This is a genomic window from Acinetobacter sp. ABJ-A23_2, assembly GCF_044538765.1.
Lineage (GTDB): Bacteria > Pseudomonadota > Gammaproteobacteria > Pseudomonadales > Moraxellaceae > Acinetobacter > Acinetobacter nosocomialis_A.
The window spans coordinates 1-24,108 of sequence record NZ_JBIUCP010000054.1; the positions used below are offsets into that span (position 1 = coordinate 1).

General features: G+C 37.2%; 27 protein-coding genes. 17 read left to right on the plus strand and 10 right to left on the minus strand.

The genetic code is table 11. The features are described from left to right. Nucleotides 1-120 precede the first annotated feature (120 nt). Genes cydP through ACH63V_RS15720 form a run of 5 tightly spaced genes read left to right on the plus strand, consistent with a single transcriptional unit; the run spans nt 121 to nt 3,458 of the window. A complete protein-coding gene (cydP, locus tag ACH63V_RS15700; RefSeq protein WP_004701293.1) occupies nt 121-315 on the plus strand; it encodes a cytochrome oxidase putative small subunit CydP in 195 nt (64 codons plus the stop codon). Next, nucleotides 315-1,901, plus strand: a complete 1,587-nt coding sequence (locus tag ACH63V_RS15705; RefSeq protein ID WP_263613858.1) for a cytochrome ubiquinol oxidase subunit I — start codon at nt 315-317, stop codon at nt 1,899-1,901. Before cydP ends, ACH63V_RS15705 begins: the two co-directional genes overlap by 1 nt. Continuing rightward, on the plus strand, nt 1,898-3,043 hold the full coding sequence (gene cydB / locus ACH63V_RS15710) for a cytochrome d ubiquinol oxidase subunit II (RefSeq protein WP_396464001.1): 1,146 nt from the start codon (nt 1,898-1,900) through the stop codon (nt 3,041-3,043). The genes ACH63V_RS15705 and cydB overlap by 4 nt, the downstream gene beginning before the upstream one ends. Nucleotides 3,044-3,056: 13 nt before the next feature. Continuing rightward, nucleotides 3,057-3,158, plus strand: a complete 102-nt coding sequence (cydX, locus tag ACH63V_RS15715; protein WP_000270276.1) for a cytochrome bd-I oxidase subunit CydX — start codon at nt 3,057-3,059, stop codon at nt 3,156-3,158. A gap of 3 nt (nt 3,159-3,161) precedes the next feature. After that, nucleotides 3,162-3,458 (plus strand): cyd operon YbgE family protein, encoded by a 297-nt coding sequence (locus ACH63V_RS15720; RefSeq protein WP_086377694.1) that lies wholly within the window; start codon nt 3,162-3,164, stop codon nt 3,456-3,458. A 12-nt stretch (nt 3,459-3,470) separates the two neighbouring features. Here ACH63V_RS15720 and ACH63V_RS15725 read toward each other — a convergent pair whose 3' ends face one another. The 6 genes from ACH63V_RS15725 to ACH63V_RS15750 form a co-directional block, all read right to left on the minus strand. Beyond that, entirely contained in the window at nt 3,471-3,995 is a 525-nt protein-coding gene (locus ACH63V_RS15725) for a GNAT family N-acetyltransferase (RefSeq protein WP_396464002.1), read from the minus strand. A 77-nt stretch (nt 3,996-4,072) separates the two neighbouring features. Beyond that, nucleotides 4,073-4,744, minus strand: coding sequence for a DUF2057 family protein (locus ACH63V_RS15730; RefSeq protein WP_396464003.1), 672 nt, complete (start codon nt 4,742-4,744; stop codon nt 4,073-4,075). A gap of 212 nt (nt 4,745-4,956) precedes the next feature. After that, on the minus strand, nt 4,957-5,553 hold the full coding sequence (locus ACH63V_RS15735; RefSeq protein ID WP_002046928.1) for a nitroreductase family protein: 597 nt from the start codon (nt 5,551-5,553) through the stop codon (nt 4,957-4,959). A 187-nt stretch (nt 5,554-5,740) separates the two neighbouring features. Then, the gene (gene ftsY, locus ACH63V_RS15740; protein WP_311087473.1) at nt 5,741-6,847 is read right to left on the minus strand and encodes a signal recognition particle-docking protein FtsY; all 1,107 of its coding nucleotides are present in this window, start codon (nt 6,845-6,847) and stop codon (nt 5,741-5,743) included. Nucleotides 6,848-6,954: 107 nt separating this feature from the next. Next, the gene (locus ACH63V_RS15745) at nt 6,955-7,281 is read right to left on the minus strand and encodes a hypothetical protein (protein WP_396464004.1); all 327 of its coding nucleotides are present in this window, start codon (nt 7,279-7,281) and stop codon (nt 6,955-6,957) included. A gap of 99 nt (nt 7,282-7,380) precedes the next feature. Next, nucleotides 7,381-7,740, minus strand: coding sequence for a hypothetical protein (locus ACH63V_RS15750; protein WP_151789053.1), 360 nt, complete (start codon nt 7,738-7,740; stop codon nt 7,381-7,383). A 215-nt stretch (nt 7,741-7,955) separates the two neighbouring features. On the opposite strand from ACH63V_RS15750, the gene ACH63V_RS15755 reads away from it, so the two are divergent. From ACH63V_RS15755 to ACH63V_RS15765, 3 genes are all read left to right on the plus strand, one after another. Beyond that, nucleotides 7,956-8,189 carry a hypothetical protein gene (locus tag ACH63V_RS15755; protein ID WP_002050673.1) on the plus strand — a complete coding sequence of 78 codons (234 nt, stop codon included), beginning with the start codon at nt 7,956-7,958 and terminating at the stop codon, nt 8,187-8,189. Nucleotides 8,190-8,704: 515 nt separating this feature from the next. After that, nucleotides 8,705-9,079 (plus strand): DUF2750 domain-containing protein, encoded by a 375-nt coding sequence (locus tag ACH63V_RS15760; RefSeq protein ID WP_263613862.1) that lies wholly within the window; start codon nt 8,705-8,707, stop codon nt 9,077-9,079. A 137-nt stretch (nt 9,080-9,216) separates the two neighbouring features. Beyond that, the gene (locus ACH63V_RS15765) at nt 9,217-9,648 is read left to right on the plus strand and encodes a CBS domain-containing protein (protein WP_396464005.1); all 432 of its coding nucleotides are present in this window, start codon (nt 9,217-9,219) and stop codon (nt 9,646-9,648) included. 52 nt (nt 9,649-9,700) lie between these two features. On the opposite strand, the gene ACH63V_RS15770 is transcribed toward ACH63V_RS15765, so the two are convergent. Then, nucleotides 9,701-10,909, minus strand: coding sequence for an aspartate aminotransferase family protein (locus ACH63V_RS15770; protein WP_263613863.1), 1,209 nt, complete (start codon nt 10,907-10,909; stop codon nt 9,701-9,703). 227 nt (nt 10,910-11,136) lie between these two features. Between ACH63V_RS15770 and grxD the strand changes: the two genes are divergently transcribed. Next, a complete protein-coding gene (grxD, locus tag ACH63V_RS15775; RefSeq protein ID WP_000138830.1) occupies nt 11,137-11,478 on the plus strand; it encodes a Grx4 family monothiol glutaredoxin in 342 nt (113 codons plus the stop codon). Nucleotides 11,479-11,524: 46 nt separating this feature from the next. On the opposite strand, the gene ACH63V_RS15780 is transcribed toward grxD, so the two are convergent. Next, the gene (locus tag ACH63V_RS15780) at nt 11,525-11,848 is read right to left on the minus strand and encodes a hypothetical protein (protein WP_396464006.1); all 324 of its coding nucleotides are present in this window, start codon (nt 11,846-11,848) and stop codon (nt 11,525-11,527) included. A 245-nt stretch (nt 11,849-12,093) separates the two neighbouring features. Here ACH63V_RS15780 and ACH63V_RS15785 point away from each other — a divergent pair, with 245 nt between their 5' ends. Next, nucleotides 12,094-12,993 carry a LysR family transcriptional regulator gene (locus tag ACH63V_RS15785; RefSeq protein ID WP_311070777.1) on the plus strand — a complete coding sequence of 300 codons (900 nt, stop codon included), beginning with the start codon at nt 12,094-12,096 and terminating at the stop codon, nt 12,991-12,993. A 53-nt stretch (nt 12,994-13,046) separates the two neighbouring features. On the opposite strand, the gene map is transcribed toward ACH63V_RS15785, so the two are convergent. Next, nucleotides 13,047-13,841, minus strand: a complete 795-nt coding sequence (map, locus tag ACH63V_RS15790; RefSeq protein WP_396464007.1) for a type I methionyl aminopeptidase — start codon at nt 13,839-13,841, stop codon at nt 13,047-13,049. A gap of 352 nt (nt 13,842-14,193) precedes the next feature. Here map and brnQ point away from each other — a divergent pair, with 352 nt between their 5' ends. From brnQ to ACH63V_RS15805, 3 genes are all read left to right on the plus strand, one after another. Next, the gene (gene brnQ, locus ACH63V_RS15795; RefSeq protein ID WP_396464008.1) at nt 14,194-15,495 is read left to right on the plus strand and encodes a branched-chain amino acid transport system II carrier protein; all 1,302 of its coding nucleotides are present in this window, start codon (nt 14,194-14,196) and stop codon (nt 15,493-15,495) included. A gap of 191 nt (nt 15,496-15,686) precedes the next feature. Further along, a complete protein-coding gene (locus ACH63V_RS15800) occupies nt 15,687-16,106 on the plus strand; it encodes a heme-binding protein (RefSeq protein WP_212283806.1) in 420 nt (139 codons plus the stop codon). A gap of 258 nt (nt 16,107-16,364) precedes the next feature. Then, nucleotides 16,365-16,610 carry a hypothetical protein gene (locus ACH63V_RS15805; RefSeq protein ID WP_000949688.1) on the plus strand — a complete coding sequence of 82 codons (246 nt, stop codon included), beginning with the start codon at nt 16,365-16,367 and terminating at the stop codon, nt 16,608-16,610. 35 nt (nt 16,611-16,645) lie between these two features. Here the strand turns inward: ACH63V_RS15805 and ACH63V_RS15810 are convergent, their stop codons facing one another. After that, nucleotides 16,646-17,101, minus strand: coding sequence for a hypothetical protein (locus ACH63V_RS15810; protein WP_396464013.1), 456 nt, complete (start codon nt 17,099-17,101; stop codon nt 16,646-16,648). A gap of 137 nt (nt 17,102-17,238) precedes the next feature. On the opposite strand from ACH63V_RS15810, the gene ACH63V_RS15815 reads away from it, so the two are divergent. The 4 genes from ACH63V_RS15815 (at nt 17,239) to ACH63V_RS15830 (ending at nt 23,847) form a co-directional block, all read left to right on the plus strand. Beyond that, nucleotides 17,239-18,099, plus strand: a complete 861-nt coding sequence (locus ACH63V_RS15815; protein ID WP_396464009.1) for an alpha/beta fold hydrolase — start codon at nt 17,239-17,241, stop codon at nt 18,097-18,099. Between the two features lie 222 nt (nt 18,100-18,321). Then, entirely contained in the window at nt 18,322-21,180 is a 2,859-nt protein-coding gene (gene ptsP / locus ACH63V_RS15820; RefSeq protein WP_396464010.1) for a phosphoenolpyruvate--protein phosphotransferase, read from the plus strand. Nucleotides 21,181-21,194: 14 nt separating this feature from the next. Then, a complete protein-coding gene (gene pfkB, locus ACH63V_RS15825; RefSeq protein WP_396464011.1) occupies nt 21,195-22,142 on the plus strand; it encodes a 1-phosphofructokinase in 948 nt (315 codons plus the stop codon). Continuing rightward, nucleotides 22,129-23,847 (plus strand): fructose-specific PTS transporter subunit EIIC, encoded by a 1,719-nt coding sequence (locus ACH63V_RS15830; RefSeq protein WP_396464012.1) that lies wholly within the window; start codon nt 22,129-22,131, stop codon nt 23,845-23,847. Before pfkB ends, ACH63V_RS15830 begins: the two co-directional genes overlap by 14 nt. Nucleotides 23,848-24,108: the final 261 nt, after the last annotated feature.

Sequence of the window (24,108 nt, forward strand, 5' to 3'; positions counted from 1 at the left end):
ATATATAAGTCATTGTTTTATATAAAAAAGATAATTAAGTTTTTATTTAAAATATATTTATTGTTTATTTTTAATATATTTTGATTAATAATGAAATTAATATGTATCGAGGTTTATTTTATGAGCCTTAAAAATCTAGATATTAATGCCAAATTAGTTAGAGAAATTACGATTATTCTAATAATTAAAGTCGTGCTTCTCTTAACAATCAAACATATTTGGTTTGATGCTCCCACTATCCCCAAAAATTTCGACAATCAAGTCGCTGAGCATATTGCAGGCGATAACACTTCCCACATTAAGGAGACACGTTGATGATTTCTGAAAGCGTGGTTGATCTTTCGCGGTTCCAATTTGCTATGACCGCAATGTATCACTTTCTTTTCGTACCTTTGACCCTAGGCCTTGCGTTTATTCTGGCCATTATGGAAACAACTTACGTGATATCCGGTAAAGAAATTTACAAAGATATGACTAAGTTTTGGGGAAAATTATTTGGTATTAACTTTGCCTTAGGTGTAACTACAGGCTTAACCATGGAGTTCCAATTTGGGACAAACTGGGCATATTACTCACACTATGTAGGTGATATTTTCGGTGCACCATTGGCAATTGAAGGCTTAATGGCATTCTTCCTTGAATCGACATTTATCGGTTTATTCTTTTTCGGATGGGACCGTCTGAGCAAAGTACAACATTTAGGTGTAACTTGGTTAGTTGCTCTTGGCTCTAATATGTCAGCGCTTTGGATTTTAGTTGCGAATGGTTGGATGCAAAACCCTGTCGGTGCAGCATTTAACTTTGAAACCATGCGTATGGAGCTTGTTGATTTCGGTGCACTTATTTTCAATCCAGTTGCGCAAGTAAAATTTGTACATACTGTTTCTGCCGGATATGTAACTGGTGCGATTTTCGTACTCGCCATTTCAAGCTATTACTTGCTTAAAAAACGTGATCTTCCTTTTGCTCGCCGTTCATTTGCAATTGCCGCAATTTTCGGACTTGCTTCTACACTTTCAGTGATTTTGCTCGGTGATGAATCTGGTTATGAACTAGGTGATGTGCAAAAAACTAAACTCGCTGCAATTGAAGCTGAATGGGATACTCACCCTGCGCCTGCACCATTTACTTTATTTGGTGTACCGAATCATGAAGAAATGCGAACAGACTATGCAGTTAAAATTCCTTATGCATTAGGTTTAATTGCAACTCGCTCAACAACTAAAGAAGTTACTGGTCTTAAAGATCTCATGCAGCAGCATGAAGTTCGTATTCGCAACGGTATGCTTGCTTATGCTGAACTTGAAAAACTACGTGCTGGTGATCGCTCACCAGAGTTATTAGCTTCATTTGAGAAAAACCAAAAAGATTTAGGTTATGGCCTACTTCTTAAAAAATATGCACCAAATGTCGTAGACGCAAGCGAACAAAATATCCAAGCCGCTGTCAAAGACACTGTTCCAAATGTGACTGCATTGTTCTTCTCTTTCCGTGCAATGGTTGCATCTGGTTTCTTAATGTTGCTTCTTTTCATTTTAGCGACTTGGGCTGTTGCAAAAAGAAATGCTGAAAATAAACCTTGGTTACTCAAATACGCATTGTTTGCATTACCTCTTCCGTGGATTGCAGCTCAAACAGGCTGGTATGTCGCTGAAGGAGGCCGTCAACCTTGGTCTATTGGTGAGATTTTACCGACACACTTATCAACTTCGAGTTTAAGTACAGGTGATGTATGGGGCTCCATTCTCGCATTAGCAGCGTTCTACACTGTCCTGCTTATTATTGAAATGTACTTGATGATTAAATTTGCTCGCCTAGGGCCAAGTTCTCTTCACACTGGTAAATATCATTTTGAAAAACAAGAGCCGAAAGCACCTGTTAATGGGGAGGTTTTATCATGATTGAATACGAACTCCTAAAAATCATATGGTGGGTGTTAGTTGGAGTCTTACTCATCGGGTTTGCTTTAACTGATGGCTTCGATATGGGCTCAATGGCACTCATGCCTTTTGTCGGCAAGACTGATAACGAACGTCGTGCTGCTATCAATACTATTGCACCGCACTGGGATGGTAATCAGGTCTGGTTTATTACCGCAGGTGGCGCCCTATTTGCAGCTTGGCCTATGGTTTACGCAGTTGCATTCTCCGGAATGTATTGGGCCTTATTACTTGTGCTATTTGCCCTATTCTTGCGCCCTGTAGGTTTTGACTATCGTTCTAAACTTGAAAATACAAAATGGCGCAACTCTTGGGACTGGGGCCTTTGTATTGGTGGTGCCGTGCCTGCTCTAGTTTTCGGTATAGCATTCGGTAATTTATTCTTAGGTATTCCTTTTAGTTTAGATAGCACATTGCGCTCTGAATATTCGGGTAGCTTCTTTGCTCTTCTTAATCCGTTTGCTTTAGTTTGCGGTATCGTCAGTTTATCTATGCTGTGCGCGCACGGCGGTGCTTGGCTTATGCTGCGTACAGACGGCGCTTTAAAACAGCGTTCTGCTAAAGCCACCCAAATTATGGCAGCAGTATTCTTGGTTTGTTTCCTTGTAATTGGGGCATGGTTATACTTCGGTCAAGTTCCTGGTTATAGCTATGCTGCTGCAATTGATCCAAATGCTGCTCTTAATCCTTTAGCTAAACAAGTCGTCACAAATAACAACCCAGGTTGGATGAACAACTACTCCAGCTATCCAATCACTAAGGTTGCTCCAGTTGTCGCAATTTTAGGGGCAATTATTGCCTTCTTTACAGCATCAAAAGCAAAAGCAGGCTTGAGCTTTGCCGGTACAAGCTTAATGATTGTAGGTGCAATCTTAACTGCTGGGTTTGCTCTCTTCCCATTTTTATTGCCATCGAGTATTAACCCAAACTCTAGCTTAACAATGTGGGATGCTGTATCTAGTCACCGTACTTTAGGTGTTATGACTGTTGCTGCATGTATTTTTGTTCCAATCATTTTGCTCTATACAACTTGGTCGTATTACAAAATGTGGGGCGTGATTACCAACAAACATATCGAGTCAAACTCGCACAGCTTGTACTAATAAGGAGAAGCAAATGTGGTATTTCGCATGGATTCTTGGGATTTTGATGGCATGTTTTGCAGGTGTATTGAGCGCTCTTTATATCGAACACCATCAAAATTTGGATGAGGAATAAAGCATGGCAAACGCAATGACAGCATCAAATCAAAGAAAAGCTCAAGCATTTGCAATGGCCATTTCATTTCTGTTGGCATTGCCGCTTGCTGCAATTTTACTGGTTCATCCTTCACTGATGTTAGATGCAAACGGACACTACAATCATAGCCAGCTTATGCTGGTCATGGTGGGGATTTCCGGAGGCTTCATTTATGGTGTTGGTTTTGTACCCCACTTCTGGTTATGGAAATGGTTATTTAGTCCATGGGTAGCTTGGCCTCTCATGCTTTTAGGCTATTACATCTGGTTTCTAACCTAAACAAAAAGGACCTCATTTGAGGTCCTTTTTCATTTCAATCAGCTTAATAGGTACAAGTGGAACGCCAACATCTGCTTCAAGTGGATATGGTTCTTGATTGCCTGTTTTTGTATATCCTCGTCTCTCATAATAACTAATTAGCTCTGAACGTACATTCAATACATACATGATTGCACTGTCCAATTCCGGTACTTTGTGCAAAGCAAACTGTTCAGCGTACTCCAGAACCGAACGACCTACTTTCATATTCTGTATTTGAGGATCTATACAGAATGTCCCTATCTCAACCGCGTTGTTTTGAAATGTAAGGCCTATGCATGCAGCAATTTGTGAAGAATCTATTTCTGCAACCAATAATACTGAGTTAGGTAATTCTAATTGCTGTTTCAATTGCTCTTGACTAATACGTTGGCCTTTTACAAATTCAACTTCAGTTGTCCAGCTTCTACTTTGTTGCGCTCTATAGGCCTGATTAATCAAATCTACAAGTGAAGGAATATCATTCACTTTAGCTAAACGGAAATTTAAATTTATCATAAATATACTTAGGCTATTTAAAATATTCTAAAAAATAAAGCCGATATTAAATCGGCTTTATTTTGAATAGCAATTGATTAATTTGATTGTTCAGCTAACCAAGCCATAAATTTTTGACGCTCAGCTTTAGAAGATTTTTGCCAAATTTCGACCAAACGCTGATCATTCGTTTGTGCCACACCTGCTGAAGGTACTGTTACGGCAATAGGTGCAGCAACTTGAGCTGTGGTCGGTTTTGCAGCTGCATATACGGCATCGGGTTGTTGCTTAGATGATTTAGTCGTGAAGTCAGTAACCTTACCTAACAAGCCTGTCGCAAACCAAGGTTTTGCTTCATTATTTGCACCAGTCTGTTGAACAACTAGTTCATTATTTGAATTATATACAGCGACTGTTGGTTGCTCAGCATATTTTTTTGCTTGTTCAAATTCTTTTGGAGCACCTACCATTGCAAGCTTATAAGTTTGTCCATCTTTTAATGATGGTGTCTGAATTGTAACGACACCAGACTTAACAATATCGTGTTCACCATTTAGATGTTCAAAGTATTCCTGATAACGCACACTTAGGTTCGTTGTACCCGCATCAACTTTGTAGTTATTCTTAGAAGAACGGAATAATCCTGAATTGACTTCTTGACCATTCACCGCAAGGATTACAATTTCCTCTGGTACTGTAATTGTAACTGCTGAAAATACTGAACCGCTGAGTAATAAACCAATCGCAGCAACACTTAATCTTAAAGTCATCTGTTCACGTCTCTATAATATTTAATAGTTTCTAAAAACATGAGCAATATGCAATATGATTATGACGATTTTATGACACTTGTTTTTTTGGCGAAACTGCGCTTAAAACTTTTAAAATATGTTATTGAATTATAATAAATATCTATTTTGATTGTTAATTTTAAACACATAAAAAAAGAGTACCTAAGCGGTACCCTTTTCATTAACGAAAATTAGTTAAATGTTTTGAAACGGTCTTCATCGCTAATGAATGCTTTTTCACCAGCTGGCGCTTCAACAGAACCAAATACTAACTGAGCACGTAATTTCCAAGTTGCAGGTACATCAAATGCTTCAGCAGCATCGGCGTCAACAACTGGGTTATAGTGTTGTAAAGACGCACCTAAACCAAGTTCTGAAAGTGCAGTCCAAGTCGCAAACTGAGCAATTGCACTTGAATGTTCAGACCAAACTGGGAAGTTATCTGCATATAATTCAAATTGCTCTTGCAAGCTTTTAACAACAGCTTGATCTTCATAAAATAGTACTGTACCTACACCAGCAACAAAGCTATCAATTTTTGCATTTGTACCAGCGAACGCATCTGCAGGAACAATTTTACGTAGCGCTTCACGAACTAAATTCCAAAATTTAGCATGTGATTCACCATAAAGGGTTACTACACGTGAAGATTGAGAGTTGAATGCTGATGGACTATGTTTAACCGCTTCACGAATTGTTTCTTCAATTTTTGTGCGATCTAATGCAACATTTTTACCAATTGCATAAATAGTACGACGGTTTTTAATTTTATCTAAGAAAGTAGACATTTTGTTATTTCCTACCTATTTGATTGACCATTGGCCGTTGTTTGGGAATGAATATAGTCTATGAAACTCATTTCTTATAATCAGCATTAAAAATATGACAGTTCGTTTTATTTTCGCAACAATAAAAAAAGATATAAATATAAAAAAACCTCACTATTTTGTGAGGTTTTTATAGATAAGCTGCAAATTATTTTTCTGTTTCAAATAATGCTGCAACAAATGATTTCGCCGAGAACGGTCTTAAATCATCAATTTTTTCACCCACGCCAATAAAACGAATTGGTACATGAGTACGGCTAGCAATATTAAACAGCACACCACCTTTTGCAGTGCCGTCCAACTTAGTAATAGTGATACCCGTTAAACCAACTGCTTGGTCAAATTCTTGTACTTGGTTAATTGCATTTTGCCCTGTACCTGCATCTACTACTAACATAATTTCATGCGGTGCCGTTGCATCAATTTTTTGCATAACACGCTTAACTTTCTTAAGCTCTTCCATCAAGTTACTTTTGTTATGTAAGCGACCTGCGGTGTCTGCAATCAATACATCAATACCTTTAGCACGTGCACTTTCAAAAGCATCAAAAATAACCGAAGCACTGTCTGCGCCATGGCCTTGAGCAACAACAGAAATATCGTTACGTTCACCCCAAATTTGTAATTGTTCAGTAGCAGCTGCACGGAATGTATCACCTGCTGCTAGCATTACTTTCTTGCCTTCACCTTGCAAACGCTTAGCCAATTTACCAATAGTTGTTGTTTTACCTACACCATTCACACCAACCATTAAAATCACATAAGGCGATTTATTTGGGTCAATATGTAAAGGCTTCACACGTGGAGCAAGTAAAGCAACCAACTCTTCTTGTAAAGCTTTATAAAGCGAATGTGAGTAAATCAAATCGCCACGTGCAGTACGTTCAGTTAAGTTGGTAATAATCGTTTTTGTTGCATCAACACCAATATCTGCAACTAATAATTGCTCTTCGACTTCTTCAAGCAACTCATCATCAATTTCTTTACCACCAATTAAGATATTGACCATACCATCGGTGAAATTACGACGAGTTTTAGTCAAACCTTCTTTCATTCGGCCAAAGAAGCCAGACTTCGGTTGCTCTGGTTCAGTTGAAGGTGCAGCTTCAACAACTTCTTCAGCTTTTACTTCTTGCTTAACAGGTGACTCAACGATAGGAACATCGATAGCAGGTAAATTAGGTAATGTGACATCGTCATCCCCGATCTCAGCATCTATCAAGAATTTATTTTGCATATTCGATTGTTGTTGCATGCCGATTCCTTGAAAAGCAGCGTGTTAAAAAACAGAAAGTTTAACATAAATTCAAGTTTTTGCCTGCTCCAATAGCGAGCAAAACCTTGTTGAAATAAAGACAATACTTATTGAGTATCTTCTTGTGCTAACGCAGGATATTGCTTGATGTGATCATGTTCAAACTGATAAGCATGCATTAACTTTAAATACTCTGCTCTATGAATTTTTGATTGAGCCATAATCAACTCAGCCATATCTTGAGTTCTAGGATATGTCGCCTGCCGTGAAAGTTGCACAATACGCTGATACTGTTCCGAGTTGACAGGACGAAGTAATGCTAAATAAGACAGCATAAAAATACAGCCAATGATAATAATCACAACCAGATTAAAACATTGATCTGCCTTGAACTCAGACTTTAATTTAAGAAAATTTTCTTTGAATGTGAGCATGACCTACCTCTAATTTATGTAGTGTAGGGTTCAATGCACTTCAGCACAAGGTCAAAATCCAGTAAGGCTCTATTCTTTATCCTTACTGGATGACAAACTTTAGCTTATTAAAGAGCGAATTACAGAGAAGTATAAGATTGCCGCAATAATTACTAAAACCAGTAACATAGCAAAAATGCTTAAACCTTCTTCTGCATCAGCCGGGTGCAATTCATCTTCATCTGCAATTTTTCTAAGCTCACCATCATATACATTATAGAATCGAGCTTTTTGGTCAGGGGCTAATTGACGAGCATAGTCAAAAACACGTTTACGTTGTGCTAGACAATAATCCCCTAAATGAATTTCTTGATGGAAAATTGCTTCATCTAATAATTTACGATGGTAATGGGCAAGCTCTATGATTTGCTCCTCTTTAGGAGGAGTATCAAAAACAAAGCCATCGATAGTATTTGTCATAGTTATTCTCCTTGTCTTTTATTCTCATATTGATTTTACTCAAAATTATTTGTGAATAATGTTTAATCATGTATCCTAATAGTGAACTAACTGATGCCGACCAATAGTTGACAAATCCATTAATTTGTAATATTAGTTTAACAATTCTAAGTTACATTAGTTCAAAGGCAGTGGCCTTTAGAAAAAGTAATCATAATTAAAATAAGGAGTTTTATATGATTCAACGTATCTCTCATCATGATTTAGAACATGTATACGCAACTGCAGTTAACACAATTCACTCTCAAATGAATTTCCAAGATGCGGTTGCACAGTTAGAAGAAGTTGCTCGTGCTGGTCACGGTAAAGCTGCTCTATTCTTAGCAGAACTATATTATCAAGGTTTCCGTGTAGAACGTGACTCCATGAAAGCACAATATTGGCAGAAGTTGGCCACGATGCAAGCATAAATAAACGTCACCTAGGTGGCGTTTTTTTTATGTCTGTAAGAAACTCGATATAGATCAATTCTTCTGTTATTTTTCTTGCGCTTCACCAAAGCTTTAATCGCTTTGTCTCGCTCAGGTGGCGTTTTTTTATACCGACACAAAACCAAAATTATCTATTTATCTACAACCTTACTTCGACACTTCAGTCATAGCTCAGGTAGCGTTTTTTTATGCCTGTAAAAAATTCGATATAGACAAATTTAGCTGCTATTTTTCTTGCGCTTCGCCAAAGCTTTAATCGCTTTGTCTTACTCAGGTGGCATTTTTTATGCTTGTAAGAAACTAAAGTTATCTATTTATCTACAGCCTTACTTCATCACTTCAATCTCGACCCCAGCATTACCTTTTTTGGGCATTGATCTATATAGATATTTCGAGCCATCAATATTTGTTTACGATTTGACACCTGTTTAAACTGAAATGTAATGTGGTTTTCTTATAATAAGCAAGACAAGTTGAAAACCTTTAAATTTAAAATGAACAGTTTAACTAATCTACAACCGGTTTCTAAAGACTTGATGATCAAGATTTATATTTTAAGAACCATGATGTACTGTGGGGTTCTTTGGGGACTATTTGATGAAGGCTGGGCTATTAAATCAGATCAGGAAGATTTTATTTTCCCGTTTTGGTTAAATGGAGTTCAAGCACATCGATATGCCAAAACTCATTGGCCTAATTACAAGCCAAGAAAAATTACCCCAAAAGACTTCCATGAATCTTTATTACCTACTTTAACGCGGTTAAAAGTGACTCCTGCTTTATTTAACTCATCGCATCGTAAGTTGAAGTTATCTACTCAACAAATGCATCATTTCTTTTTCAATCATCCAAAATGGCAGGTAGCTTAAAGTTTTAAGCTACCAAATTTAGAGTGCTTTTTGAGCGCTTGAGCATAAAATCTATATTTGAATGACTCGTTAGTCTTTGCATTTTTTAAAAATCGAGCTAATTTAAATCAAAATGATAAAACAACAGGACAGAAGAAATGACTATCGTTGCACAAGTAATTAAGAACAAATCTGAACAAGCGATTTTTACAATTTCACCCGAAGCAACTGTCCTCGAAGCAATTACGATTATGGCTGAAAAAGGTATTGGTGCTTTAGTCGTAGCCGAAAGTGAAAAAGTTGTCGGAATATTATCTGAACGTGATTACACACGCAAAGTAACGCTTATGGAGCGTTCATCTTATAGCACTACCGTTGCTGAAATTATGACGGCAAAAGTAATTACGGTAGGTTTAAATAATACAGTTGAAGAATGTTTACAGCTCATGACCGATCGTCATTTACGTCACTTACCTGTATTGGATAATGGAAAATTGGTTGGTTTTATTTCAATTGGTGACTTAGTTAAAGCCGCTATGGAAGACCAAAAAGTTTTGATTGAACAATTAAAGCAATATATTTCAGGCTAAACACAAAAAATAAAAATGGGCGATTAACGCCCATTTTTATTGCCTTTAAAACTTAAAGATAATTCGTAATTAAAGCAACTAAACGCTCTAGCAAAATATCGGCTTGAGCTTGTGTCATATTAATTGGAGGTAATAAACGAACCACAGAACCTGCGGTAACGTTAATAATAAGTTTGTATTCATCACGAGCAATCGCAACAAGCTCAGCACAATCTTTAGGTAGTTGAATACCAATCATCATACCAAAACCACGTACTTGTACGTTCTTACCAGATAATTGGGCACGTAATTGGTCAACAATATAGTTACCCACTACTGCTGCATTCTCTACTGCATTTTCCTTCTGAATCGTATCAATTACGGTATAAACCACACGAGAGCCCAATACCGTACCGCCATAAGTCGAACCATGGCTTCCAGGTCCTAACAAACCTACAGCTTTACCTTGAGTCATTACAGCACCCACTGGAAAACCATTACCTAAACCTTTAGCAGTGGTTAAAACATCCGGAATAATATTTGTATGTTGATATGCGAAGTATTTACCTGTACGGCCATTACCAGTTTGGATTTCATCTAGCATCATCAACCAGTTATGCTGATTACAAAGGTGGCGAACTTCTTCTAAATAGCTAAACCCTTGTGGCGCGGTATTAATGCCGCCTTCGCCCTGAATCGGCTCAATCAAAATAGCAACGATATCGGGATGTTGTAAGGCTGCTTCTTGAATCGCTTCAATATCACCAAATGGCACTCGAATAAAGCCTTCTACTAAAGGAGCAAAGCCATCTTGTACTTTCTTATTCCCTGTTGCAGAAAGCGTAGCTAAAGTACGACCATGAAATGATTGCTCAGCAACAATAATTTTTGGCAGGCTTATACCTTGTTGAGTACCAAATTTACGCGCAATTTTAATTGCACCTTCATTTGACTCAGCACCACTGTTTGAAAAGAAGATTTCTTCCATACCCGAAACTTCAGCAAGCTTTTGAGCTGCCGCAGTTTGCCAAGGAATTTCAAACAAATTACTTGTATGTACGAGTGTAGCTGCTTGTTCTGCAATTGCCTCTGCAATAGCTGGATGAGCGTGTCCTAAACCACATACAGCAATACCAGTGAGTGCATCTAAGTATTCTGTACCATCTTGTGTATACAGATATGCCCCTCGGCCTCGGACAAAACTGATCGCTTGGCGACCATAAGTAGCCATTAAGTGTGTTGGTTGATCAGGTTGTACTGGAGCTAGGGTAATATCAGTCATCACGAACTCTGTCTGTATGAGGTTTTAAGAAGGGTTTATATAAACAAAAACTTGCGCTGATGAAAAGTCTCATTACTCATTTATCTAAAATTTCGACTGCTTTTTACTATCACTTCGGTTTATACAATAAAATATTGAATATTCTATGCAACTTTAAGCAACAAGGTGGTTTGCAAAGCAATGTAAACACCCCCTATAATGCTGCAAGATTAGTTGAGGATCTACATATGACTGAACAAGCACGTGATACTGAAGCGTTAATTCGCGATCAAATTGCGAAGCATCCCGTTTTACTTTACATGAAAGGCACTCCACAGTTTCCACAATGTGGTTTCTCTGCACGTGCAGTAGAGGCGCTCAGTCAAATTGGTCGTCCATTTGCATATGTGAACATCTTAGAAAACCCTGATATTCGTGCAACTTTACCAAAAATTGCAAACTGGCCTACTTTCCCACAATTATGGGTAAATGGTGAGCTTATTGGTGGTAGTGATATCATGCTCGAAATGTTCCAAAATGGCGAATTAAAACCATTAATCGAACAATACAGCGCAGCTCCAGAAGCATAATAATAAAAAAGCCAATCGAAAGATTGGCTTTTTTATACTCATGAATTTAACAATCACTTATCCCTACATAGCGAAATAAACCATCTACACCAAGATCTGCTTTTAAAATAGTTAGATTTTTATATGGTGTAGTCGTTATCGCATCAAAAATATTCATGTTCGGATCTTCATGTAACTCATCTACATTTTGAGTCATGTATTCTTCAAAACGGTCAGCTACAAATTCAAAGCCCAAATCCATCGCAATGAACAATGTATGTTCACAAGGTTGAACATACTGTTCTTGTGTCCAATCAATAACCGCAAGCTTACAAATTGGGCAAAGAATATTGGCCTCTGTATTCTGTAATTCAACTAACTGGTAAGACATATTTTTAAAAAAATCGAGAAAAATACATTTTATGAAAAATAGTGTATGTACGCCATATTTGATTTTCAATTTCAAAAAAATAAATTACAAAAACATTCCAATGTAATTACATTAAAATTTCAAATTATCTAAATCCCCCTTTTTGAGTCATATTTATAAGCTTTTTACAAAAAATTAAAATCAAACTTTATCGTTGCAAAACTAATAATGTAAAATCTTTAGTGTTGCATAAATAGGATATTTTAATGCTCACAGATCTTGATGATTTTTATTGTTTTGCCCTTGTTGTTGAGCATGGTGGATTTAGTGCTGCCGAACGTGTTACCGACATTCCAAAATCAAAATTAAGTCGTCGTGTTTATAATTTAGAGGAAAATTTAGGGGTTCGCTTAATTCAGCGTAGTTCTCGTCATTTTGCTGTTACCGATATCGGGATGGATATCTATAGACACGCGCAAGTCATGATGAATGCTGCTCAAGCAGCCCATGATTTAGTTGATCATTTAAGTATTCAACCGAGAGGTGTAGTCAAAGTAAGTGTTCCGGTAGACATTGCACAAAACCAGCTACCTAAAATTTTACCGGCATTCTTAAAAAAATACCCTGAGATTCGTTTACAACTGATTGTAAGCAACCGCCGCGTTGATGTTATTAATGAAGGTATTGATGTCGCTCTACGCGTCAGATCAAAATTAGATGATGACCCTAGCCTGGTATTAAGACAGTTTTCACTGATAGAACAAAGTCTCTTTGCTAGCCAAGCTTATTTAAATGAGTTTGGTAATATTAAGACACCTGAAGAATTAAGTGATCACCGAATTTTAAGTTTGTCTGAAGAGCATTTAGATCAACAATTTATATTACACGGTCCAGATAACCAGCTAAAAAAAGTGAAAGTTAGCCCAACTGTAATGGGAACAAATATCTACATGCTCGCCCAACTTGCGAGTCAAAATTGTGGTATTGCGTTGTTACCTGACACAGCGGCTGAAGACTTTGTGAAATCGGGGCAACTTGTGCAAATCTTGCCGGATTGGAAAGCAGCGCACGGTATATTCCATGCTGTTTATCCGTCTCGTAGAGGATTACTCCCAGCAGTGCGTGTATTTATTGATTATCTTGTGGAACAACTTTCAGAACATTAATAAATTAAGCTCCATAAAAAAGTTCGATAAATTATCGAACTTTTTTATAACTATTAAATTTCCGGATAGCTTCCCACACCTTCTGGCCATGGTGTCAGTAATTCAAAACCTGTATCTGTAACAGCAACCATGTGTTCCCATTGAGCAGATAAAGAAAGGTCTTGAGTAATAACCGTCCAACCATCATTTAATTCTTTAACTTGAGGTTTCCCTGCATTAACCATAGGTTCAATCGTAAAGACCATACCTTTCTTCAGAACTAAACCTTGGCCACGTTGCCCATAATGCAGAATATTAGGCTGCTCATGGTAAACTTTACCAATGCCATGCCCACAGTATTCACGGACAATACTATATCCTTCGCGATGAGCAACTGATTGAATGGCATAACCAATATCACCTAAAGTAGCTCCTGGTTTAACTGTGTGAATACCAGCAACCATCGCCTCATAGGTTGTTTCAACTAATTTTTTCACATGTGGATTTACGTTGCCCACATAATACATACGGCTCGTATCACCGAAGTAGCCATCTTTGATAATTGCTACGTCAATATTAATAATATCGCCATCTTTTAAAACTTTATTTGGCGAAGGTATACCATGACAAACAACTTCATTCACTGAGGTACAAATTGTTTTTGTAAACCCATGATAACCAACATTAGCAGGAATAACTTTTAAAGTATTTACGATGTAATCATTGCAAATATTATCTAAATATTCAGTTGTTACACCTGGCTTGACGTACTTCCCTATCATTTCTAAAACTTGTGCAGCCAAACGCCCAGAAATTCTTAATTTTTCCAGATCTTGTTCAGTTTTAATTGTAACAGTAGAAGCTCTCATTCAATTTTATCCTCGTAGGGACTGTTTTTACCATGCCTACAAAAATGTTAGTTAATTTAGAGTATTTTAGAATGGATATAGGATAGGCGGAAAGCTTTAAATGCCCAAATATTCAACATTCATAATCGTATTTTATATTTTTATTTTTACATAATTTCTTTAAAAAGTCAGACTTAAAAACTGTTTTCTTTACTTCTTTCAATGATTTTTCAATTAGATAACTTAACCAGTTGATATTTTTCATATCTCTTAATGATTTTTAAGTCCTGAAAAAAAGCTTTTTCACATAAAATAGCGCTTGATCATGCTCTCTTTTGCTCTAAAATTCTTTCTTTTTCGTTAAATTTAATTTATGCAACAACTTCGTACTGGAGATATTATTGCCTTAGGTTTTATGACCTTTGCCCTCTTTATTGGGGCTGGCAATATTATCTTTCCTCCCATTGTGGCACAACAAGCCGGTGATCACGTATGGCTAGCTGCCATAGGCTTTTTGATTACTGCCGTTGGCTTACCCGTAATTACGATTATGGCACTCTCTCGTATGCAGGGTTCCATTGAAATCATTAGTTCACCTTTAGGTCGTATTGCAAGTTTGATTTTAACAGTGGTCTGTTATTTATCAGTTGGCCCTTTATTTGCTACGCCACGTACTGCAACAGTTTCTTATGAAATTGGCTTTTCGTCATACTTTGGAACATCAAGCAGTAGTCTTCTAATTTACAGTGCGATTTACTTTGCATTTGTAACTGTTGTTTCTTTATATCCAAACAAGCTTTTAGATACAGTTGGACATGTTCTAGCACCTCTAAAAATTATCGCTTTAGCAATTTTAGGTATTGCAGCGGTTATGATTCCTGCGGGCTATGTTCCTGCGCCAATTAATCATTATGTTAACTCTCCTGTTTCAGAAGGTTTCGTAAATGGTTATCTCACTATGGACACTTTAGGTGCCTTAGTATTTGGTATCGTCATTATTCAAGCAATTTATTCGCGTGGTGTTACTGATAAAAAACTAGTAACCAAGTATGCAATTATTGCTAGCCTTATCTCAGGTGTTGGTCTTACTTTAGTTTACTTAAGCTTATTTAAATTAGGTTTAGGTAGCCATGAAGTCGCGCCAAATGCAGCGAATGGTGCTGTAATCCTACATGCATATGTTCAACATGCTTTTGGAAACATGGGTTCATTATTCTTAACTGGCCTCATCTTCTTAGCCTGTATGGTTACTGCAATTGGTTTAACTTGTGCATGTGGTGAATATTTTGCCCAACTCACTAAGTTACCGTATAAGCTTTTAGTTTTCATCTTAGTTGGTTTCTCTTTCATTATTTCTAATCTTGGATTGACCAAACTCATTGCTGTATCAGTACCGGTTTTAAGTGCAATTTACCCACCTGCTATTGTGGTTATTATGCTCAGTTTCTTCTGGAAATTTTGGCATAAGCCATCGTTTATTGTTGGTTCAGTAACAAGTATTGCTTTAATTTTCGGAATTATCGATGGGCTTAAAGTTGCTGGTTTTGGAGATAACCTTCCTACTTTCCTTCAACATTTACCATTAAATGAACAAAACTTGGCATGGTTGATCCCATCTTTAGTTGTTCTTGCGGTGACTACCCTTATCGACAAAGTTAAACATAAAAGCATTTAATCTGGTGTTTTTTTGAAATCGAGTTTTACCCAAACATGATTTTATATATCGAATAAAATGCTGCGTTTACCCAACCGGCATTTTATTTCCAACACCAGTATTTAATGACAATTCAACTATAGATATAATTAATTTTTACTGTAATATTACATTAAAATAATTTTTAGCTTACTCAGGAAAGAAGAGCATAAATGAAAACTAAATATTACCTAACATTAGCAGATGCAGAGTTTTTAATGGAAGAAGCTCAAAAATATGCAATCGAACACAACTTCAAAGTCAGTATAGCCATTGTTGATGAAACAAGCTCTTTATTACTTATGAAACGCCTAGATGGCGCTTCTCCTCTCAGTACACATATATGCCTAGAAAAGGCTAAATGCTCATCAATGAGCGGTCGCCCTTCAAAATTTTACGAAGAACTTCTTCAAAATGGCCGTCTTGGTTTCTTAAGTCTACCAAGTGCTAAAGGTATGCTAGAAGGCGGAAAAGCGATTATTTATGAAGGCCAGATTTTAGGCGCAATTGGTGTTTCTGGTGTCCAATCTTTTGAAGATGCTGAAATTGCACAACACGCAATTGATGTCTTCTTAAAGAAACAAAGCAACTAAATTAAATTGAGAGAAAAGAGAAATTATTACACTTTTCATCTAAAAATTTCTCTTTTCTAAAATATTAAGTATTTTATACAAAAATATTTAATATTTACCTTTCTTATACCTTAACTATTTATAAATATAGAGGTTTTCATAAAACTGTTCAAAAAATTTTCAATTGACTATTGAATTAAGCTAAAAATACAAGTACAACATTAAACTTATTCTTGACTAAAACATTCGGTTTTAGCGCAACCACAAGGAGGGATGGAGATGTTATCATTACATTTCAACAAACAAGTCTTCATTAACACTCTGAACAGTAAAGATTCAGTTGTTTATGGAGTAACGACGCTTGCTCTTATGCTGACTCTACTGTTTCAAGGTATGATTAAAGGGAATCTCAAACCCGAATACTTTATGTATGCCATGGTTGTTTCTTTCGTATTTTGTGTATGGGCCTTTGTCGACCACAAAATGCGAAAATTAGCTAAAAGACGACTTAGTCAACAGAAATAATAGAATTCAAAAATGGATGAGTGATCATCCATTTTTTATTTGCTTAAGAACAACAAGATCGTTCCCATAACCAAAATAGCAGTTGCTAGTAGCTCAGCAACAATTAAACCGATCATCATGAAAGTCATCAACCATGTCGGTAAACTAAAGTGCCCTAACCTGTGAGGTTTTTTAAACTGATTGGTCGTATCCTGCAAAAACCCGTGAATGATATAAACTAAAATTGAGAAGCTAAAAAATAGTATATTTGCCAATACACACCATAAAGCAATATCTTCATTTAAAACCGTGAAATAACTTAATACAGCCAAAATGAGTGTAGCTGCTGCATAAAGCAAACTGCTTCTATGTGCTATGTCTACATAATAATGTGCACGACTTAATTCAGAACGGCGAATTTGCCAATACTTCCATACTCCTGTTAACATTCCTATCCATAAAAAGACACCACTAAAGATAATAGCCAACTGTACAGCTTTCGATATTTCCATCATTTCCTTTATTCGTTTTATTAAAATTTGATGAGCTGTATAACATAAATCTTGACTTTGTAGTCACATTTTAATCAAGTACCTTTTCAGAACTCATGTACATTAAGGTAAATGATTAGACAATTCACTTTAAATCTATGGATAAGACTTTTGAATCTTTTTGGATAACCTGTAAAGATGGTTATCAGCTTGCAGCTCAATTTTATCCTGCTCAAGAAAAGAAAACTGAATACCCTGTCCTTATTTGTCCAGCAACAGGTATTACTAAAAACTTTTATCACTCCTTTGCAACTTGGCTAAGTCAACAAGGCCATGATGTATTAAGTTTCGATTTCCGTGGTATTGGCGAGTCTCTACATGGAGCTTTAAAACAAAGTACCGCAAGTATTACCGACTGGGGAACACTTGATATCCCTGCTGCAATTGATGCTTTATTAATAAAAACGAAAGCAAACCAAGTTATTCTTATTGGACACAGCGCGGGTGGACAATTACTAGGAGTCGTACCTAACTATAATAAAGTTGCAAAAGTAATAACGGTTGCAGGCTCAACTGGACATATTAAAGGCCTTAAAGGAAAAACCAAGTTTCTAGCGCCAGTTATGTTTAATCTTATCTTCCCTGTTTCTAGTGTTGTTAAAGGTTATGGTGCAACTCAATTTATTGGTATGGGAGAAAATCTACCTAAAAAAGTTGCTCAACAATGGCGAGAGTTTTGTAGCCGTCCCGGATATGTGAAAAATGCCATTGGTAAGACTATTTTTCATGATTTTCATTCAGATATTCAGTGTTCAATTACTGCTATTTGGGCTGATGATGATGAAATTGCAACCAAACGCAACGTACAGGAGTTATTAAGCTTATATCCAAATGCAAATAAAAAAATGATTGAACTTAATCCAAAAGATTTAGGATATAAATCAATTGGCCATATGCTGTTATTTAAAAAATCACATCAAAAACTTTGGCCTATTTTAGAACAAGAAATAAATCATTAATCACCGCTTTTATTTTCGCCTCTAAGTCAGTAATCCGGCTTAGAGGTTTTTTTGTATTAAAAACGAGCAGCTTTTTACTTAAATGCGTCGATATACATTTAAAGTTCTGCTAAGGTAATTCATCTGAAGCTGTTGTCAAAACAGGTATATTTACTTGTTTAATGCAAACAGCTTCTTTTTTTCTGTTTTAGCTAAAGCCAAAGAAATTGTTCAAGGATAATTATGCTAGCACTAGAGCCTCAACATATTCATATGAATCAACGTGCTGTTGATAAAACACATGCATTAAAGTGTCTAGTAGATATATTAGAAAAAGATGGGTTAGTTACACCTGAATATATAACAGGACTCGTCAATCGTGAACAACAAAGCGCGACTTACTTAGGCCAAGGTATTGCTATTCCCCACGGTACTCCTCAATCACGTGAATATATTTTAAAAACAGGTATTCGCTTAGCCCATTTTCCTGAAGGCGTGATCTGGGATGGAGAAAATAAAATCTATTTAGCTGTCGTGATTGCAGCGAAATCTGATGAACATTTACAAGTTTTGCAAATTCTTACTCGGGCATTAATGCATGATGTAAGTGAACAAGTAAAAAATGCTTCTAAACCTGAACAAATTATAGAATTACTACAAGCTCAGCCATTATCTTTAGCGCTTCATGAAAATCTCATTCAAACCGAAATTGATGCGCAAGATATCGAAGACTTATTTTGGACAGCTTCTCAAACGCTAAAAAAACATAATTTTGTAAAATGTGGTTTTCTAAGTTCACTTGATCCACAACAAGCCATTCAACTGCAAGATCAAATTTGGTCCATTTCCAGCAATCACTTTGTTCAGCAACCGGCTATTAGCATTACTAAACCATCAAAGGCTTTAGAGCTAAATGGTAAAAAGCTAAATACACTCGTTTGTATTGCTGCTAATGATCAACTCGATAATGAAAGATTTAATCGTTTAATTGATATTTTATTTAACCCAGAGCAAGTTGCCGAGTTAGATAAAACTCAAACTCCAAACGAAATTGCAAAAATTATTGGGGCTGATGTTATTCCGGACTGGCCTCAACGCTCAGTTGTATTAGCAAATGCCCACGGTTTACATGCTCGACCAGCTACACATTTAGTCAATCTCACAAAAACTTTCCAAGGTGATATCCAGGTTGCTGTAGATGATGGTAGCTTTGTTTCTGCTAAAAGTTTAACTCGTCTTTTAGCCTTAGGTTGTAAACGTGGGCAGACTCTACGTTTTATCGCTGAGCCAGAAACCGATGCAGTAGATGCCTTAGATAAAGTTGTCTTGGCAGTGCAGCAAGGTTTAGGTGAAGAAGTTGAAGCAATAGCAGTAACCAGCGAACTACCTGAACAGCAACCTGTGCAAGCTGCTATATCAAATGCTACGACATTAGCTAACAATACAGGAATCGCGGCATCAAGTGGCTTAGCTTTTGGCCCAGTACATGTGATTAAACCAAAGGTTTATCAATATGAACGTATGGGTTTAAGTGTAAAAACTGAGAAAGAAAATTTAGATATTGCATTACATGCCGTCAAAAACAATATTCACCAAGTTATTGCCAAAGCTGATGCTTCCGAAATTAAACAAATCTTTCAAGCTCATTTAGAAATGCTTGATGATCCTGATTTGATTAATGGTGTCTATCAAAAAATTAACCAAAATTTATCAGCACCAGCTGCGTGGCATGAACATATTGAAGCTGCTGCCAAAGCACAGGAAGCCTTACCAGACCGTTTGCTCGCTGAACGTGCAACAGACTTACGCGATATTGGTGATCGAGTCTTAACACAGTTATGTGGTGAAGTGGTTATTGAAGAGCCTAAAGAGCCGTATATTTTAATTATGCATGATGTGGGGCCAAGCGATGTGGCTCGTCTTAACAAAGACCGCGTTGCAGGTATTTTAACTGCTATAGGCGGTGCAAGTGCTCATAGTGCAATTGTGGCACGTGCTTTAGGCATTCCAGCTATTGTTGGTGCTGGTGAACAAGTCTTGCAAATTGATCAAAAAAGCACCCTACTCATTAATGGTGACACTGGAACTTTTGTTTTAAATCCAGATACAGTTCAAATCGAACAAGCGAAGCAAGAGCGTGAGCAACAGCGTCAAATTCGTGAAGAAGCCGAACGTCATAGCCAAGAACCTGCTATTACTTTAGATCAACATCAAGTCGAAATTGCTGCCAATTTAGGTAAAGTTCAAGCAACAGCACAAGCAGTAGAATGTGGTGCAGAAGCCATTGGACTACTTCGTACAGAGCTGGTTTTCATGTCTCATAGCAGTGCACCGAGTGAAACGGTTCAAGAAGCTGACTACCGAGTGGTATTAGATGCACTTGCTGGCCGCCCACTTGTTGTACGAACATTAGACGTAGGTGGTGACAAACCCTTACCTTACCTACCAATTGCTGAGGAAGAAAATCCATTCTTAGGGTTACGGGGAATTCGTTTAACCTTAAGACGTCCTGAGCTTTTAAGACAGCAATTAACTGCTTTATTAAAAGCATCGGATAATCGTCCATTACGAATTATGTTCCCTATGATTGGACGCGTTGAAGAATGGCGTGCTGCAAAAGCGATTCTTGATGAAGTAAGAGCTCAACATCCATGTGACAATTTACAAGTTGGCATTATGATTGAAGTTCCTTCTGCAGCTTTACTTGCGCCAATTCTTGCACAAGAAGTCGACTTTTTCAGTATCGGAACAAATGACCTAACTCAATATACTTTAGCGATTGACCGAGGTCACCCAATACTCTCAGCTGAAGCAGATGGATTACACCCAAGTATTCTCAATTTGATTGATCAAACTGTTAAAGCTGCCCACAAACACGGCAAATGGGTAGGAATCTGTGGTGAGCTTGCAGCAGACCCGAAAGCTGTACCTATTCTCATGGGATTGGGCGTGGACGAACTGAGTATGTCGCCAAATAGCATTCCACTAGTAAAAGCTCAAATTCGTACGCTGAGCTATAGTCATGCTCAAAAACTTGCGCAACAAGCTTTATTGTGTGATAGCGCCCCTGCTGTACGCCAGCTTTCTGAACAAGACTTATAAAATTGGGAATAGTAATGGCTAAAATTTTAACAGTTACTTTAAACCCTGCAATTGATGTAACCATCCAACTAAATGAGTTACAGGTAGGTGAAGTGAACCGACAAGAGTCGGTAGAAATTCATGCGGCTGGTAAAGGCCTTAATGTTGCACAAGTATTAAAAGACTTAGGTCACGATGTAATCGTAACCGGTTTTTTAGGCGAGCATAATCGACAAATTTTCGATACACATTTTACCCAAGCTCAATTTCAATCCGAGTTCATTTATATTGACGGGGAAACACGCCAAAATATAAAAATTGCTGAGCATTCTGGGCGGATGACCGATTTAAACGGCAAAGGATTCTTTGTTTCTGAAACAGACAAACAAAGCTTATTTAATAAGATTGAAGCTCTGTTACCACAAGTTGAGGTGGTTGCAATAGCTGGTAGCCTACCCCAAGGTTTTAGTATTGATGAGTTACAACAACTTATTCAACTGATCGAAAAACAAAATAAAAAAGTTGCATTAGATACCAGCGGTAAAGCTTTGGTTGCCGCAATTGCATGTCAACCTTGGATGATCAAACCTAATACGGATGAGCTCGTAGAAAGTTATCAACGTCCTGCAACAAGCTATTCTGAACAAAGAAAACTTTTTGACAGCTTAGCCGATATTGAGCATGTGGTGATTTCAATGGGTGAAGACGGCGTAAACTGGCTGCATGCCACTCACCCCCTACATGCTCAAGCACCAAAAGTTATTGTAAAAAGTACAGTCGGTGCTGGTGATTCCCTCTTAGCGGGTATGATCCACGGACTTGTAAGCCAACTATCTCCTGAAGAAACTTTAAAAACTGCGACAGCAATTGCAAGCCATGCTGTAACACAAATTGGTTTTCGAATTCCTAGTCCAGAGGTTCTAGACCAATTAAAAGCACAAACTACTATCAATTCATTGAGTGAATCTGATGCAAACTGCTAAACATTTATTATTTGTCACTAATAGTCCGCAACAGCAAGTCAATGCTTTGATTTTAGCTCGTAAACTTGCTTTAGTCGCAACACAACATGGCTATAAACACAGTGTTATTTCACTCGATGAATTTGGATCAAGTGATGACTTTAATCATGTGATTATTGTTGGGCAACAACCTAAAAACCTAAATATTTTTGGTCAAAGTGCTTTGTCTTTAGTGTCTATTCAAGATATTAAAGAAGATGCTGATAAAGCACTTTTAACGGCGCTTGAACACTCGAAACCAGCAAATCAATGGGATCAAAAACCTAAGCAGACTTCAAATGCAGCAACTCACTTTGTTGCAATTACTGCTTGTCCAACTGGAGTTGCCCATACATTTATGGCAGCTGAAGCGTTACAGCAAGGTGCAGAGAAACTTGGATATCAAATCGATGTAGAAACTCAAGGTTCTGTAGGTGCGAAGAATATTTTATCAGCACAATCGATTGCGGACGCCGATATTGTTATTCTTGCCACTGACATTGAAGTCAACACAGACCGTTTTGTAGGTAAACGTGTTTATCGATGCAGCACTGGCTTTGCCTTAAAACAAACCGACAAGGCCTTTGCCGAAGCAATTGCGAATGCACAAGTTTTAGAACAAGGTAAACAACAAGCTACAACTGAAAATAAAGATAAAACTGAAAAAGTTGGTGTGTATAAACACTTATTAACTGGTGTTTCTTATATGCTGCCTATGGTTGTTGCAGGCGGCCTGTTAATTGCACTTTCTTTATGTTTTGGTCTAAATGCAGCCGAACAAGCAGGCAGCCTACCAGCCATATTAAAACAGATTGGTGCGGCAGCATTTACCCTAATGGTACCGATGCTGTCGGGTTATATTGCATATTCAATTGCAGATCGTCCTGGCCTTGCACCTGGTTTAATTGGTGGGTTATTAGCAGCACAGCTACAAGCGGGCTTTTTAGGTGGTATTGTTTCTGGCTTCCTTGCAGGTTATATCGCATTATTTATTGCCAAAAAACTTAAACTACCAACTAGCTTAGAATCTCTTAAACCTATTTTAATTATTCCATTATTAGGAACATTATTTGTCGGTCTCATTATGTTCTATGTGGTTGGCCAACCAGTAGCACATATTTTTGAGTTAATGAAAGATTTCCTTAACAACATGGGCACCACAAATGCCGTATTAATGGGAATTATTCTGGCAAGTATGATGTGTATTGATTTAGGTGGCCCAATTAACAAAGCTGCTTATGCTTTTACAGTCGGTTTACTTACAACCAATACTTACATGCCAATGGCAGCCACTATGGCCGGCGGAATGGTTCCTGCAATAGGTATGGCAATTGCGACCTTCCTTGCTAGAAATAAATTTAGTACAGGTGAGAAAGATGCCGGTAAAGCTGCTTTCGTGCTTGGTCTATGCTTTATTTCAGAAGGTGCAATTCCATTTGCAGCAAAAGATCCAATGCGTGTTATTCCAACTTGTATTTTAGGTGGTGCAGTCACTGGCGCATTAGTTGCTCTATTTCACTGTGAACTTGTTACTCCACACGGTGGCGTATTTGTACTTCTGATTCCAAATGCAATCAATCATGCTTGGTTGTATCTCGCAGCAATTGCAGCTGGAAGCATCATAACGGGTGTAAGTTATGCCATCATTAAGAAGAACCAAGAAGAAAAATTATTAACAAATTCATAATTTAAGAAAAAGGAGAATATTTATTCTCCTTTTTTATTTCTATTCAATTTTATTGATTAATTTGAACTGCACGAGCCTTAGCTTGCTCAGGATCTTGGGCTAATATCACTCCAAGAGTTAGCTTTTTATTAGACTCTTCTTTTAATTTCTGAGCTTCTAGAACTTTATTTACATATTTAAGTTATAATTTGAAAGAATCTCCCTATTTAAGAAAAATATTTTAATATTTAAAAATCAATAACATAAAAACAAATATTCAAT

Coding starts and splice junctions, on each gene's coding strand:
- cydP (WP_004701293.1), top strand. CDS start 121: ATGAGCCTTAAAAATCTAGATATTAATGCCAAATTAGTTAGAGAAATT.
- ACH63V_RS15705 (WP_263613858.1), top strand. CDS start 315: ATGATTTCTGAAAGCGTGGTTGATCTTTCGCGGTTCCAATTTGCTATG.
- cydB (WP_396464001.1), top strand. CDS start 1,898: ATGATTGAATACGAACTCCTAAAAATCATATGGTGGGTGTTAGTTGGA.
- cydX (WP_000270276.1), top strand. CDS start 3,057: ATGTGGTATTTCGCATGGATTCTTGGGATTTTGATGGCATGTTTTGCA.
- ACH63V_RS15720 (WP_086377694.1), top strand. CDS start 3,162: ATGGCAAACGCAATGACAGCATCAAATCAAAGAAAAGCTCAAGCATTT.
- ACH63V_RS15725 (WP_396464002.1), bottom strand. CDS start 3,995: ATGATAAATTTAAATTTCCGTTTAGCTAAAGTGAATGATATTCCTTCA.
- ACH63V_RS15730 (WP_396464003.1), bottom strand. CDS start 4,744: ATGACTTTAAGATTAAGTGTTGCTGCGATTGGTTTATTACTCAGCGGT.
- ACH63V_RS15735 (WP_002046928.1), bottom strand. CDS start 5,553: ATGTCTACTTTCTTAGATAAAATTAAAAACCGTCGTACTATTTATGCA.
- ftsY (WP_311087473.1), bottom strand. CDS start 6,847: ATGCAACAACAATCGAATATGCAAAATAAATTCTTGATAGATGCTGAG.
- ACH63V_RS15745 (WP_396464004.1), bottom strand. CDS start 7,281: ATGCTCACATTCAAAGAAAATTTTCTTAAATTAAAGTCTGAGTTCAAG.
- ACH63V_RS15750 (WP_151789053.1), bottom strand. CDS start 7,740: ATGACAAATACTATCGATGGCTTTGTTTTTGATACTCCTCCTAAAGAG.
- ACH63V_RS15755 (WP_002050673.1), top strand. CDS start 7,956: ATGATTCAACGTATCTCTCATCATGATTTAGAACATGTATACGCAACT.
- ACH63V_RS15760 (WP_263613862.1), top strand. CDS start 8,705: ATGAACAGTTTAACTAATCTACAACCGGTTTCTAAAGACTTGATGATC.
- ACH63V_RS15765 (WP_396464005.1), top strand. CDS start 9,217: ATGACTATCGTTGCACAAGTAATTAAGAACAAATCTGAACAAGCGATT.
- ACH63V_RS15770 (WP_263613863.1), bottom strand. CDS start 10,909: ATGACTGATATTACCCTAGCTCCAGTACAACCTGATCAACCAACACAC.
- grxD (WP_000138830.1), top strand. CDS start 11,137: ATGACTGAACAAGCACGTGATACTGAAGCGTTAATTCGCGATCAAATT.
- ACH63V_RS15780 (WP_396464006.1), bottom strand. CDS start 11,848: ATGTCTTACCAGTTAGTTGAATTACAGAATACAGAGGCCAATATTCTT.
- ACH63V_RS15785 (WP_311070777.1), top strand. CDS start 12,094: ATGCTCACAGATCTTGATGATTTTTATTGTTTTGCCCTTGTTGTTGAG.
- map (WP_396464007.1), bottom strand. CDS start 13,841: ATGAGAGCTTCTACTGTTACAATTAAAACTGAACAAGATCTGGAAAAA.
- brnQ (WP_396464008.1), top strand. CDS start 14,194: ATGCAACAACTTCGTACTGGAGATATTATTGCCTTAGGTTTTATGACC.
- ACH63V_RS15800 (WP_212283806.1), top strand. CDS start 15,687: ATGAAAACTAAATATTACCTAACATTAGCAGATGCAGAGTTTTTAATG.
- ACH63V_RS15805 (WP_000949688.1), top strand. CDS start 16,365: ATGTTATCATTACATTTCAACAAACAAGTCTTCATTAACACTCTGAAC.
- ACH63V_RS15810 (WP_396464013.1), bottom strand. CDS start 17,101: ATGGAAATATCGAAAGCTGTACAGTTGGCTATTATCTTTAGTGGTGTC.
- ACH63V_RS15815 (WP_396464009.1), top strand. CDS start 17,239: ATGGATAAGACTTTTGAATCTTTTTGGATAACCTGTAAAGATGGTTAT.
- ptsP (WP_396464010.1), top strand. CDS start 18,322: ATGCTAGCACTAGAGCCTCAACATATTCATATGAATCAACGTGCTGTT.
- pfkB (WP_396464011.1), top strand. CDS start 21,195: ATGGCTAAAATTTTAACAGTTACTTTAAACCCTGCAATTGATGTAACC.
- ACH63V_RS15830 (WP_396464012.1), top strand. CDS start 22,129: ATGCAAACTGCTAAACATTTATTATTTGTCACTAATAGTCCGCAACAG.